Below are 13725 nucleotides of genomic sequence, written 5' to 3'. Positions count from 1 at the left end.
TTTTATATCGTCCTTAAATACAAATATTCCTTTTGTTCTTCAAGAAGCCGTGCATCGGCAATATATTTTACCTCTAGATTTAGCATTTGCTAGGAAACATTCACGAGCACATGTAGAAGCAGATTTTGTGTTTTTGGCAGTATTTTCTTCTCTTTTACGCTCTGGTTATCCTTTTCTTGTTATAGAAAAGGATCGCTTATGTCCTTCAATTCCTGGAGTGCCTGAGCAGTGTTTTTATGAGTATTTTTTACGTCTTTCTAAAGAATTACTTTCTTCTTTATTCGTAGTGAAGAATAACAGAATTTATTTATCTTCACTGTATCATACTCGTGAAAATCTCTTTTATAAGTTATCCATATTGTCCAAAGCCTTGCCAAAGTACTCTGTGAGTGATGTAAAAAATGATTTGTTATCCGAAGAACAAAATCAGGTTTTTCAAAAAGTATTTCATTCTTGTTTTTCTTTGATATGTGGTGGTCCTGGAACAGGGAAAACTTTTCTAGCAGTTCAAATTCTTCTTACTTTACTCAGAAATCATCCTCAAATGCGTATTGCTGTTGTTGCTCCCACAGGTAAGGCAACTTCACACATCCGTCAAAAACTTTCTGGTTATCATGTTTTTGAAGACAAAATATATATCCAAACCATACATCGTTTTTTACAAGAATATGCATATAAGCGACGTTTCATTGATTTTTTATTAGTAGATGAAGGATCTATGGTGACTGTAGAGCTTCTTCATGGCTTAGTGAATACATTATCAGGAATACGCACAGCAGATGCTCATATTCTTGCAGATAACTTTATTATATTAGGAGATGCCCAACAGCTTCCTCCCATAGGCTTAGGAGCAGGTAATCCGTTGCAGGACTTAATTACGTATTTCCCTGAAAACACTTTACGTTTACAAGTATCCCATCGAGTAAAAACAGATCAGATACATACTCTTTCACAAGCTATTTTAAATAGACAAGTTCCTCCTTATACGCCTCTTCCTTCTCTCTCATGTACTGTTACTATGATTAAAAATGCATATATCCAAGCATTTTCTTCTCAAACGTCTTTATGTGTACTCACTCCAATGCGCCATGGAGCGTGGGGATATTTGCATTTGAATCATCTCGTATTTCAGGAAATGCAAAAAACCGATCCAGACATACCTATTCCTATTATAATTACTGAGCGTTATGCTACTTGGGGTGTATCCAATGGAGATACAGGGATTCTTTGTCCGAAAACGCGAAAGCTATTGTTTCGCCAGTGTCCCGCTATAGATGCTACGATTTTTTCCCACTATGCGTATAACTATGTTATGTCGGTGCACAAAAGTCAGGGCAGTGAATACGATTGTGTTATTGTAATCATTCCCCAAGGGTGTTCTACTTTTGATGTTTCTATGCTTTACACGGCTATTACGCGGGCAAAACATTCTGTTACAATTTTTGCTGATGAATCTACACTAAAAGAAATCATAAAAAAACCCCATAAATATACTTATGGGGAGATAAAGCCTTCGTAAATAGATTTTTATATTATCCAGTGACAATATCTTGGACTAAATTAAGTACTGAAGATAGGAGTGAGAAAATACCTAAAATCAGTAAAGCATGTGTTCCCAATAAAACAGGAGCAAAAGAAAATACTATGGAAACACCGGCAGTGGCTATGTCTACGAGATTGCAAATAAAGGAAAAAATTGTTTCTCGAATTACTTGTCTTAGCTTTATTTTGTCTTCTTGTGAATGATAGTATTTATCAGGATGTATCGAAGCTAAACAGCATGCATCGTTAATTAAGCTACAGGTGGAGCTTAAAGCGCCAAGACCAGTGCCTATTCCTCCGACTATTTTGGCGTGAGCCCCTAATCGTATGATTTTCAAGTCAGAATGGCCCAAAAAATGTGCGGAGTTCAAAGTTTTAGAAAACAAACGTAAAAGCTTGCTAATAATCACTAAGGGAGGTCTAACTACCCTTCTTACTGTCATTGTAAGGGGGTCGAGTTGTACTGTGAAATTTCCTTCCTCGCTTTCATACAAGATAGCCCCAGTTATAAGCTGAGAAAATAGAGCTCCAGTACTAATAAGGTTGTTGACTCCTGACGCCATAAAACAAGCAGATTCTATGTTCCTGAGCGTTGGCAGCGCACTTGAAGAAGAGCTTAGAGAGGCTAGAGCAATTGATGAGGAAGAACCTGCGGAATCAATAAAACCAGTTGCGATTCTTAATCTATCATAAACACTACAAGATAATTTTCTTGCTTTTGTTGCTGCGGCTGACGATAAATAACCAGCACTACAGCAAGATAACCTAGTTAGAGCTGTCATTTTAACCTAATTAATTTAAAGTTATATACAATTAAATGCTTGCATCGGCGCGCTTAGTGGCACGAGATTTAATGCGAGAAGCTTTATTTGGTTTGAAAATTCCTCTTTTTACAGCTCGATCGGCTACACTATAAACTAAACGTAACCCGGTAGCAATATTGGCCTGATCTCCCTCTTTCAAAGCTAACTCAAATTTTTTAATTAAAGTTTTTACTTTAGATTTAAAACTCTGATTGATTCGAGCGCGTTTTTGCGATGTAAGGATACGCTTTTCAGCAGAAGATCGTTTTTTAAGATCGTTTTTCTTAGTATTTTTTTTTGTCGCCATAATCACTCCGCGGGTCTGGCATTGTTAGCAAAGGCTAAGAAATTTAAATTATAACTGTATAAAATAACGAAGTCGCCAGTCCGACTTATTACTTAAGTTGAGAGTTGGAATTGTAAAAGACGGCAAAATAAAAGGAAACAAAAATGAGGAAAAGCAGTTATTTTATGGAAGAGATAAATAAAGTTTTATGTAAACATAAAACTTTCCCGGGGTGTTTTAAAAATTTTAATGTGCAGGCGTGTATTTTTCGAAATTGTGTAGGGGTTTGAATTCTTTATGTCATTTGTGAAAAAAGTTTTTCACCAGGCGCTGAAGTGTTATTATTATGTTTTTCCTTTAGCAGCGTTTCTTATTCCTCTAAGTTTTTTTTCACATTTTTCTGACAATTATTATCCAAGCAATTATCAATATTTTATTTGCTCCATTATTTTTTCCTTAGGATGGTTTTGTGTTATTCTTTGTAAGGAAAGGCAATTGAAGGCTGCTGCTAGCCAGCTATTACAAGCTAAAATTCGTAAAATTATGGAACAGGATGAGGGATTGCGTAAGGTATGTGCCTCGGTTGAGGAAAATAGGAGGGAAAGCTTGCAATTGCGCGCGCGTAATCAAGAACTCTCTAGTCAATTACTTCTAGCTAGAAATGCTTTTATAAAAACTAAAACGGAATTTCAACAATTGGAAGGTTTAATTTCTCAATTAAAAGAGGAAAATCAATGCTTACATTTACAATTGGATGCGTTGTCACAGGAATGTGGAGAAAAAGATAGGGAGGGGCAACGGTTACATCGTGAGCTCACAGATGCTTTAGCATACCAACAGATTTTGAATGAGGAATATCAAGCTACTTTTGAGGAACAGCATAATATGCTCGATATGCGTCAGGCATATATTGCAAAACTCGAATCTAAAGTACAAGATTTGATGTGTGAAATTCGTAATTTATTGCAGTTAGATGCAACAGCATTAGAAAATTTTCCTAAACAATCTCTTCCATCTTTTAAGGATTTGCCCAACCAATTATTACTAGAATTAAAAAAAATAGCTTTTAAGGTGGAAAACACCGAGGCAGCCTCTTCATTAACAGCATCGCGTTACATAAGATCAGAATCTTCGGTAAGGAACTATTCTTTAGAATGTCGACAATTATTCGATAGCCTGCGAGAAGAAAATTTTGGGATGCTTTTTGTCTATGCTCCAAAGAGCAAACGGGCCGTTTTTGCCAATTCTTTATTTAAAGTTTGGACAGGGCATGGAGTAGAAGATTTTTTTACTATGGATGAAGATCTTGTTGTTTCTGGCTTGTCTCAGTGGGAAGCCGACTTATGTATGCAAAATGGTAAAGAACGAGCAGGAAAGTTAGTCATTAAAACAAAAAATCGTGGCCACACACCCTTTTATTATTGTTTAACTGTTTTAAATAAGGGGCCACTTCATAGCCATGTTTTAGGAGTTTTGCATCCTGTACACAAGGATATTGTATAAAGGATACATCAAAGAAAAATCCCTAGATTTCCTATCTTTCTTTGGCTACACTATTGCCTAAAGGTTTGGGGTCTGTATTTGTTAATAACTCAATAATTAGCTCATGAATATGCAAAATGGTCAAGCTGTAGATGCAGCTCATGAAGAAGATCAAAGAAAATTAGAAGAATTAGTTACTCTTGCTAAGGATCAGGGCTTCATTACATATGAGGAGATTAATGAAATCCTCCCCATGTCTTTTGATACGCCTGAACAAATTGATCAGGTTCTTATTTTTCTCACTGGTATGGATATTCAGGTCCTGAACCAGGCAGATGTTGAAAGACAGAAAGAGAGAAAAAAAGAAGCTAAAGAGCTTGAGGGATTAGCAAAACGTACCGAGGGAACACCTGATGACCCTGTGCGTATGTATTTAAAGGAAATGGGGACAGTTCCTCTATTGACTCGGGAGGAAGAGGTAGAGATTTCTAAGAGGATAGAAAAAGCACAGGTGCAAATAGAACGTATTATTTTACGTTTTCGTTACTCTACAAAAGAAGCGATTTCTATTGCTCAATACTTAATTAATGGGAAAGAGCGTTTTGATAAAATTATTTCTGAAAAAGAAGTTGAAGATAAGGCGCATTTTTTAAAACTTCTTCCTAAATTAATTACTTTACTCAAAGAAGAAGATACCTATTTAGAATCGTTACTTTTAGCCTTAAAGCAGGAAAACTTATCTAAACAAGAGATCGCGAAATTAAATGATGATTTAGAAAAATGCCGTATTCGCACACAAGCTTATCTACGTTGTTTTCACTGTCGCCATAATGTGACTGAGGATTTTGGAGAAGTTGTTTTTAAAGCCTATGATTCTTTCCTTCAGTTAGAGCAGCAAATAAATGATTTAAAAATTCGTGCAGAAAGAAATAAATTTGCAGCAGCAAAATTGGATGCTGCTAAACGGCGGTTGCATAAACGTGAAGTTGCTGCAGGAAGAACTCTAGAAGAGTTTAAAAAAGATGTACGTATGTTGCAGCGCTGGATGGACAAGAGCCAAGAAGCAAAAAAAGAAATGGTAGAATCGAATCTTCGCCTTGTTATTTCCATAGCAAAGAAGTACACCAACCGTGGTTTGTCCTTTTTAGATTTAATTCAAGAAGGGAACATGGGCTTAATGAAAGCAGTAGAAAAATTTGAATATCGTCGAGGATATAAGTTTTCTACTTATGCTACTTGGTGGATTCGTCAAGCGGTTACTCGTGCGATTGCTGACCAGGCACGGACCATTCGTATTCCTGTGCATATGATAGAGACAATTAATAAAGTTCTTCGAGGAGCAAAAAAATTGATGATGGAGACAGGCAAAGAGCCTACTCCAGAAGAATTAGCTGAGGAATTAGGTTTAACTCCTGATCGTGTAAGAGAAATTTATAAAATCTCTCAACATCCTATCTCTTTACAAGCAGAAGTAGGGGAAGGAGGAGAAAGCTCGTTTGGAGATTTTTTAGAAGATACAGGAGTCGAATCTCCAGCAGAAGCTACTGGGTATTCCATGCTTAAGGATAAAATGAAGGAAGTATTGAAAACACTTACAGATCGGGAACGTTTTGTATTGATTCATCGTTTTGGTCTTTTGGATGGCAAGCCAAAAACATTAGAAGAAGTGGGCTCTGCTTTTAATGTCACTCGTGAGCGTATTCGACAAATTGAAGCTAAAGCTCTCAGAAAGATGCGACACCCCATTCGTTCTAAACAATTACGCGCTTTTCTTGATCTTTTGGAGGAAGAAAAGACGGGTTCCCAGAAAACAAAAAATAGTAAAGGTTAAGCGTGAGTTCTTCTCAGTTACATGCTGTAACTTGTCAATTAATTATACCGAATTTTCGCGTGTGGGTGCGTTTAGGGTGTTCTTCTGAGGAGCGTCATTTTAAGCAGCCAATTTTAGTCTCTCTTTCTCTTTCTTTTAAAGAGGAGCCTCGTGCTTGCGTTTCCGACGATCTTAATGATGCTACATGTTATGTTAAATTGACTTCATTAATTGAGGAAGTTGTGGATACGCATTCCTGTGCTTTAATTGAGCATTTATCTGCATTAATCATGCGAGCTTTAGAAGCGGAATTAGCCGGTCAAGTATCTCAGATAGATCTTGAAGTTTCTAAAGAGCGTCCCCCGATTCCTAATGTACTGCAGCCAATTTGTTTTAAAATAAGCAAACAGTTCTTTGGATGACATCTTTACATTTTGTTTGTTTGTCCTTAGGGTCAAATTTAGGAAACCGATTTGATCATTTTCGTAAAGCTTATTTTCATTTAAAAGAACTGGGTATTAAAGATTTAAAGAGTTCGGTTATTTTAGAAACACAGGCTATAATGCTTCCTGGTTCTCCAAAGATCTGGGATTTGCCTTTTTTAAATTCCGTAGTTATAGGGAAAACAGAGTTATCACCCACACAGTTGTTGAAAAAACTGAAAAGCATTGAAAGTCTTTTAGGTAGAGATCTTTGTGCTCCTTCATGGTCTCCCCGTACTTTAGATATCGATATTTTGTTATATGGAGATCGTGATTATCAAAATGATAATGTTGTTATTCCTCATTCACGTCTTTTAGAAAGACCTTTTCTTATTTCTCTTATTGCCGCGCTTTGTGAAGATCTTCAGTTCTATCAACCCAGCTCACCGTATCATTTGAAAACGTTTGGAGAAATTGCTCATTTATGTCCATGTCCTGAAGAAATGATTTTAAATGCATTTTCACCTCAAACATTTTGCATGGGAATTGTCAATATTACTGATAACTCTTTGTCAGATGGAGGGAGGTATTTAGATCCTGAGCATGCTGTTACACATACAGAAAAGCTATTTGCTCAGGGCGCGAGTATAATAGATTTGGGAGCACAATCAACGAATCCCAAGGTACAAAGATTTCTTTCTTTAGAAGAAGAATGGGCGCGTTTAGCACCTGTTTTACAATTATTATCTTCTCGTTGGTCAGGATATGCACAATATCCTGATATCTCTATAGATACATTTTATCCTGAGATTGCTATGAGAGCTAGCGAACTTTATCCTATTCGTTGGATTAATGATGTGTCTGGAGGATCGAAAGAAATGATCCAAGTGGCTAAAGAATTAGGGACATTTTTAGTAGTGAATCATTCCTGTTCTTTGCCTCCGTGTTCTGAGGATACGTTAGGTTTTACTTCTTCTCCTTTAAGTCAGTTATTCGATTGGGGAAAGAGAAAAATAGACTTTTGTGATCGTTTAGGATTGGATTGTTCTCAAATTATTTTTGATCCAGGAATTGGTTTTGGAACAACATCCATACAAGCCATGCGTATATTACGAGAAATGCAGGTGTTTCATGGGTTAAATTGTCCTTTATTAGTCGGTCATTCAAGAAAGTCCTATCTTTCCTTATTAGGGAAATGTGATCCTAAAGATCGTGATTGGGAAACAGCATCTCTTTCTGTTTTATTACAGCAACAAGGAGTCGAGTATTTACGAGTACATGATGTTGCTCATAATCAGCGGGTGCTATCTGCAGCTGCATGGGGCGGGTTATCTATATGAAAATGATTTTTGGAATAGCAGCTTGTGATCCTCGAGGTATTCTTGGCAAAGGGAATCAATTACCTTGGGATTATCCTGAAGATAGGCATTTTTTTTCTCATGTAATAGGGAAGCATCCTATTGTCATGGGCAGGAAGACATGGGAGAGCCTGCCCAAACATTATTGTTTTCATCGTAAGGTAATTGTCTTTTCGCAACGCACTTATGATTCTTCGCATTGTCTTTGGGTGTCTTCGCTAAAAAAATTTAATGATTTGATACTACCTTCTCCTATTTTTCTTTTAGGAGGTGGGGAGATTTTTTCTCTATTTTTAGAAAATCACAAAGTTAAAGGATGTTTTCTTACTCATATCCAGAAGTATTATGATGGAGACACAGTATTTCCTTTATCTTTGTTAGAGGGCTGGAAATCGATGGTGATCCATCAGACACAGGATTTAAAATTTTGTTATTATGAAAATTACTCCTATCGTTACACGAACGATTTTTGCACATGATGATTTGTACGCTCTTTTACAAGAATCACTTCCCAAGTTAGAGGAGCAATCTATTGTCGTTGTATCTTCTAAGATTGTGAGTCTGTGCGAAGGTGCTATAGTTGATAGTAATGTGATAACGAAAGATGCCTTGGTGAAGCAAGAAGCAGATGCATATGTTTATTCTATGCCCGGTCTGTATTTAACTAAAAAACAAGGAGTTTTGATTCCTTCTGCAGGTATTGATGAATCCAATGCGTCAGGTGCTTATATTTTATATCCTCGAGATTTGTTAGCTTCTACTAATACTTTAGGGGAGTGGCTTAAGAAAACTTATTCTGTAGAAAATCTTGGTGTCATTATTGTTGATAGTCATACGACTCCTATGCGTCGTGGTGTGTTAGGTTTAGGATTATGTTGGTATGGTTTTTTTCCTTTGTATAGTTATTTAGGAAAGAGAGATTGTTTTGGCCGTCCTCTACAGATGACATCTATAAATCTTGTGGATTCCTTAGCTGCATCTGCTGTTCTTTGTATGGGCGAAGGAGACGAGCACACACCTTTAGCTATTATTGAGCATGCACCGAAAATTTCTTTCCATTCTTCTCCTACTTTGCAAGAGGATATAGCATCGTTAGGTATAAATGAAACCGAAGATATTTATGGACCTATCTTGTGTTCTCTGGCTTGGCAATCTACTTAAGAAAAATTGTGCTAACCCACCTAAACATACGTAGCTAACTCCAATTTTCATGAAATAGATCAAGGTGAATCTCCACGATACTTTGTATCGTGGAGAGGGAATTGTTTAAGAAGCAACGGTTGCTAATAAAGGTTCTTTATTATCTTCTGTAACTAAAGACTTGGCAGAGGTTGCCTCTAAAATACACTTTTCTAGCTCATCAAAAAGTTTTTTATTTTTTTTAAGTTCTTCTCGTACAGCTTCTCTTCCTTGTCCTAGTTTACGTTCTTGATAGTTGAACCAGGAGCCTTTTTTCTCAATAATGTTATGTTCAACCGCCAGATCTAAAATACAACCAGCTGAAGAAATTCCTTCATTAAACAGAATATCAAACTCAGCAGTTCTAAATGGAGGAGCTAATTTATTTTTAGCAACTTTGACTTTAACACGATTTCCGAGATCGAAGTTGTCATTCCCTTTTATTGCGCCTATGCGGCGAATATCAATGCGAATAGAGGAATAAAATTTTAATGCACGGCCTCCTGTTGTTGTTTCGGGGTTGCCAAAACTCACACCAATTTTTTCACGAATTTGGTTAATAAATATAGCACAAGTCTGACTACGCGCTAGTGTTGCTGTAAGTTTTCTCAAAGCTTGAGACATCATACGTGCTTGTAATCCCACATGCATGTCGCCAATGTCTCCTTCAAGTTCACTTTTAGGAACTAGAGCAGCGACAGAATCGATAACAATCACATCGACAGCTCCTGATCGTGCTAATAATTCAGCAATACTTAAAGCGTCTTCACCACAGTCTGGCTGGGAAATCATGAGATCGTTAATATTCGCACCGATAAGAGAAGCATAGCTAGGATCAAGAGCATGCTCAGCATCAATATATGCGGCAACGCCTCCCATTTTCTGAGCATTAGCAACAATATGTGTGGCTAATGTTGTTTTTCCTGAAGATTCGGGACCGAAAATTTCTACAATACGTCCTTTAGGAACTCCTCCGATACCCAAAGCTAAGTCTAAAGATAGTGCTCCTGTTCTAATTGTTGAAATTTCATGAGAGGCCAAGTGTTTTCCTAAACTCATGATAGATCCCGAACCAAATTGTTTTTCAATATAAGCAATCGCTGCTTCTAGTGCTTTTTTCCGATCTGGTAAGTTCATTTTAGGTGCTCCTTGTTCCCACTCTGCTTTTATTCATAGTAGAAATGCTTTCAAAAGGGAAGGAAAGATAGATATTCATGATTCCCTACTGAGTGTGCGAGTGGTTATTTTTGAGATGGTTAGGGTTGTTTTTTGGTTTGTATGGATAACTCAATTTTGTCCCCAAGTCAAGATAGAAAGTCATGGAATTACGGGAGATACTTGTAGATATTATTGCATTGTCAGTATTCATAAGAAAGTTAAGTTGCCTTGATGGGAACGCTGCCATCATACATAGAGATCGTGTTATTGACAATTCACGGATTGTATTCAAAAGCAAGTTATATCAGAAAAGTGGGACATTTCCTATTGTCGTAGACATAGTAAATTTGTCTAATTAACTAATACAGCAGGGGTTTCCCGTCTTGATAGGGAATTTTCTTTGTTATTGTTCCTGATGGTGTAAAAAACATGGCCGTGCCACATCCCTTCTCTACTTTAGAATATGGCTGACGATCGCCTGGACGGAAATACTCACCTTTAATTAATAACTCGTTGTCGTATTCTTCCGTAGCCATGATTTGGCCTTCGGGGTAATACAAAGTCAATAAACCTGATTTTTTAGTATTCATTAATTCTCTGCAGCTTTCTAAATTTCCATTAGGATACCATGTCTTTGCAGGTCCTTGGAGAATACCGTGATTCCATGTGAGTAAAAGTTTGGGTTTCCCCGAATCCGCATAGAAAAATATTTCTTCTCCGTGCTTTGCCCCTTCAATCAAAGTATACGTTTGAGTAATTGTTTTCCCTAACGAATCCCAGAGAGTAACCTTACCACAAGGATGCCCGTGTGCGAATACGCGTGTTTCTATAATCGCATGTTTTCCATAGAGGGCTTGTAGACCTTGGCCATCGCGAATTTCAGAAAATTGTTGATGCGTTTGAGGATCTAGATAATATCCTTGCGTAAGAACACCTTGGCTATATTCCTCTCGACAAAGAATGATTCCAGATTGCTCTTCATAGCGTATAGAAATGCCATGCTTTTCACCATTTTGATACGCTTGTTTCTTTAATAAATATCCTTCACATGTATAGGTAAGGAAATCTCCGTGTGCCTGTCCTTTGTGATAAGGACATTCTTTCCATATTTGTCCATTCGGATGGTAATAGTAGGAAATCCCTTGTAGCAACCCTTTATTATAGGTAATAGCTGCTTCTAGTACTCCTTCATCATTATGAGCTAGCGTAGTTCCATGAAATAACCACCCTAATTCTGCTGAAGGGTGAAGATCGGCAATGCCTCCGATAACTTCTGCTTGAATACGGATTTTCCCATTAGAATGCCATTCTCGATAACGTCCACAAGCACGATTATTGACACATTCTAGATACTGTTTTATCTGGCCGTTGTTATGGTATGTCGTTAGACACGACACATTCTCGCCCCTAGTATTTTTATACATACGCATAACTTTTTGGTAAGGCTGAGGAGAGAGGAAATCAATTTGAGCATATTTTTTGAGTTTCTCTTTAGAACCGATGGTTTCAGATAGACCGTTTCTATCAATAATATTAATTCCTATAAGAGTAAGTTTTTCATATGTACCTGCTGCGTAGAGTTCTTGTAGTGGGGAGACGATCCATAGAAAACATAAGATGAGATAATAAAGATATGTTTTTATAACCATCGACTTATAGCCTCTGCATTTATAGACCAAACTTGATTATTTAAGGGTGTGGTCAATTTTACCATTTCCCAATGCGTGAAGAAAGCTAGAGGAGCGAGAGGGTTTTTCTCGGGCTCTAAGAGATAGAAGATATTTTCGATATCACAACCATCCGCTTCTATAGGATGTTTTAAACGTAATGATACGAGATCATCAGCTATACGAGAGACGGACCAGGAAACATGATTTTTAGATGAAAGAAACATTTGTTTGCGTGCCCATACTTCTTTACTTTGAGAAATTAGGGAATTTTTATTGAGGGATTCCAAACGTTGCTGTTCTTTACTCAGTAATTGGAGATTCTGACTTGCTTGCGCGAGTTCCTGGGGCGAGATATTTTTATATTGTTGCTTAATCTGGCCATTTGTTTTTCGTATGTGATTTGCTTGGTCTTTTATGACTTTTAACGTAAGAATACGAACATTGAGGTCTTTCCATTGGTTTACTGTGTAGATATGGTGATATACAATACCGGCGATGGGGAGACAACCTAAGCAACTTAGGGCAAAAGCATAACAGATGACGAGCCACTTTTTCATAGGATTTCCTCAGAAGCCATTTTGAATTGTAATTCGAAGGTATGACCACAATGGGTTTTTGTAATCTTAGATAATTTCGGGTGTTGACAAATTCGTTGGAGAAATTGTGATATCTCGTCAGCATTTCCTTCTCCTTTAATAGATACGATGGCTTCGTAGGGAGCCTTTGGCTCTTGTTTCGAAGGAAAAGAAATTAAGGAATAGCAGAAGTAGGATAGCTTGATTGAGGGTGTGCTCTCAGATACTTTAGACAGGAACTGCATGGTTTCTTTCCCTGTAGGTATCGTAGGTAAGTACGGGTAATCGTTATACATGGTACTAGAAGATAGGGCAGAGTCCAATGCCTTTTTTGTAGCGTGTAAAGAAGAAGGTCGTTGAGTATTTTCAGGACACACTAGGGCAAAATGATCTCGAACACGATGAGATAAAGCGGAAAGTTTTAGCATCGACCCTATGCCGACAAGCAGAGAGGAAGCCAATGTTAATTTGCCAATGAGGAATGCTGTGCGTTGTAACCAGTGCTTTTGTGAGGTAATACTATTGAAAACGGGATTATAGGGAAATGTCACTGCTTTTCTAGAGGTCCCATGATAGGCAGCAAGAATAGCATCACCATAATTTAGCCAGGTATCTTTTTCCACATCTAGGGCAGTGATTTGGCAGGGCACGATTGGTAAGTTAATGGTTTGTTCTAGAGATTTTGTAAGTTCTTGGGACAGGTGTATTCCATGAATTACAGACAAAGTTATGGTGGGGTAGGTGTCTTTGACATAATGCAAAGTCGTTAGAATATTTTCCTGGTATTCTTGAGAAGAATTGGGAAAAGAGCGCGAGACGAGTACGGCCCCGTTTTTGACAAACAGGCAGGTTGTTTCTACAGACCCCACATACACTAAAAAATAGACGGGTAAAGCTTTTAATGGTGTTTGTTGAGCTATAAAGAAAATGTCCGCGGGTTGGCAAGAGAGTGTGTCGGGGAAGACTTGGGCTTGGTGCAATAAATTTATTTCATGTTCGATCGTTTCTTTTCGCGTGATCCAAAGTGTAATGGGAGTTTCTCTAAAAGAATCTTTCTTCCCTATACAGGGGGTGATGACTAAGGATTCTCGAGAGAAAATAGTATGTGTTTCTAAATCTGTTAGTGTGGTTTTTAAAATATTTCTTTTCTTCTTTAGTGAAGATATGGCACTTTTGATTAAGCTGTTTGTACCTTTTAAAGAAAAAGTACATGGAGCAACCCGGTATTTTTTCGGAAGATGCCATGAATTTCCGCAAATTTGCGCACAATAAGCTACTACCCATTCTTTACATGTTTTCTGCAAGATTGCTATTTTAATAGTATTCTCTATATCTTGGGTTACCCCAATGCGGTATATAGGTAATTTAAAATTCATAGCGTAACATGTTAAAATAAAGATAATCATTTTAAGGAATAAATGACTGTTTTTCAAGGAAAAC

Annotated in this window: 13 protein-coding genes; 7 read left to right on the top strand and 6 right to left on the bottom strand. The window is 37.3% G+C overall.

What is annotated here, in order from left to right:
- Window positions 1-4: 4 nt before the first annotated feature.
- Window positions 5-1519, top strand: a complete 1515-nt coding sequence (gene recD / locus M787_RS01870) for an exodeoxyribonuclease V subunit alpha (RefSeq protein ID WP_040429862.1) — start codon at window positions 5-7, stop codon at window positions 1517-1519.
- 13 nt (window positions 1520-1532) lie between these two features.
- Here the strand turns inward: recD and M787_RS01865 are convergent, their stop codons facing one another.
- Together M787_RS01865 and rpsT are read right to left on the bottom strand one after the other, a co-directional pair.
- Window positions 1533-2324 (bottom strand): hypothetical protein, encoded by a 792-nt coding sequence (locus M787_RS01865; protein WP_021828767.1) that lies wholly within the window; start codon window positions 2322-2324, stop codon window positions 1533-1535.
- 31 nt (window positions 2325-2355) lie between these two features.
- The gene (gene rpsT, locus M787_RS01860; RefSeq protein WP_021828766.1) at window positions 2356-2652 is read right to left on the bottom strand and encodes a 30S ribosomal protein S20; all 297 of its coding nucleotides are present in this window, start codon (window positions 2650-2652) and stop codon (window positions 2356-2358) included.
- Window positions 2653-2928: 276 nt separating this feature from the next.
- Here rpsT and M787_RS01855 point away from each other — a divergent pair, with 276 nt between their 5' ends.
- The 6 genes from M787_RS01855 (at window position 2929) to M787_RS01830 (ending at window position 8864) form a co-directional block, all read left to right on the top strand.
- Window positions 2929-4134, top strand: a complete 1206-nt coding sequence (locus M787_RS01855; protein WP_021828765.1) for a hypothetical protein — start codon at window positions 2929-2931, stop codon at window positions 4132-4134.
- 103 nt (window positions 4135-4237) lie between these two features.
- Window positions 4238-5944 carry an RNA polymerase sigma factor gene (locus M787_RS01850; RefSeq protein ID WP_021828764.1) on the top strand — a complete coding sequence of 569 codons (1707 nt, stop codon included), beginning with the start codon at window positions 4238-4240 and terminating at the stop codon, window positions 5942-5944.
- A gap of 65 nt (window positions 5945-6009) precedes the next feature.
- Window positions 6010-6345, top strand: a complete 336-nt coding sequence (gene folB / locus M787_RS01845; RefSeq protein ID WP_021828763.1) for a dihydroneopterin aldolase — start codon at window positions 6010-6012, stop codon at window positions 6343-6345.
- Window positions 6342-7685, top strand: coding sequence for a dihydropteroate synthase (folP, locus tag M787_RS01840; protein WP_021828762.1), 1344 nt, complete (start codon window positions 6342-6344; stop codon window positions 7683-7685). The genes folB and folP overlap by 4 nt, the downstream gene beginning before the upstream one ends.
- Window positions 7682-8182: a dihydrofolate reductase gene (locus M787_RS01835; RefSeq protein WP_021828761.1), complete on the top strand. Its 501-nt coding sequence runs from the start codon at window positions 7682-7684 to the stop codon at window positions 8180-8182. Before folP ends, M787_RS01835 begins: the two co-directional genes overlap by 4 nt.
- Window positions 8139-8864 (top strand): putative folate metabolism gamma-glutamate ligase, encoded by a 726-nt coding sequence (locus tag M787_RS01830; protein ID WP_021828760.1) that lies wholly within the window; start codon window positions 8139-8141, stop codon window positions 8862-8864. Before M787_RS01835 ends, M787_RS01830 begins: the two co-directional genes overlap by 44 nt.
- Before the next feature lie 105 nt (window positions 8865-8969).
- Here M787_RS01830 and recA read toward each other — a convergent pair whose 3' ends face one another.
- The 4 genes from recA to M787_RS01805 all read right to left on the bottom strand — a co-directional run bounded on the left by recA (window position 8970) and on the right by M787_RS01805 (window position 13661).
- A complete protein-coding gene (gene recA, locus M787_RS01825; RefSeq protein WP_021828759.1) occupies window positions 8970-10019 on the bottom strand; it encodes a recombinase RecA in 1050 nt (349 codons plus the stop codon).
- Between the two features lie 380 nt (window positions 10020-10399).
- Window positions 10400-11689, bottom strand: coding sequence for a toxin-antitoxin system YwqK family antitoxin (locus tag M787_RS01815; protein ID WP_021828758.1), 1290 nt, complete (start codon window positions 11687-11689; stop codon window positions 10400-10402).
- The gene (locus M787_RS01810; protein ID WP_021828757.1) at window positions 11680-12267 is read right to left on the bottom strand and encodes a hypothetical protein; all 588 of its coding nucleotides are present in this window, start codon (window positions 12265-12267) and stop codon (window positions 11680-11682) included. Before M787_RS01810 ends, M787_RS01815 begins: the two co-directional genes overlap by 10 nt.
- A complete protein-coding gene (locus tag M787_RS01805) occupies window positions 12264-13661 on the bottom strand; it encodes a hypothetical protein (RefSeq protein ID WP_021828756.1) in 1398 nt (465 codons plus the stop codon). The genes M787_RS01810 and M787_RS01805 overlap by 4 nt, the downstream gene beginning before the upstream one ends.
- Between the last annotated feature and the right edge of the window lie 64 nt (window positions 13662-13725).

Source organism: Chlamydia gallinacea 08-1274/3 (assembly GCF_000471025.2).
Classification (GTDB): domain Bacteria; phylum Chlamydiota; class Chlamydiia; order Chlamydiales; family Chlamydiaceae; genus Chlamydia; species Chlamydia gallinacea.
The sequence above is the reverse complement of the archived record's forward strand: the minus strand, read 5'-3'. Positions and strand labels throughout refer to the sequence as shown.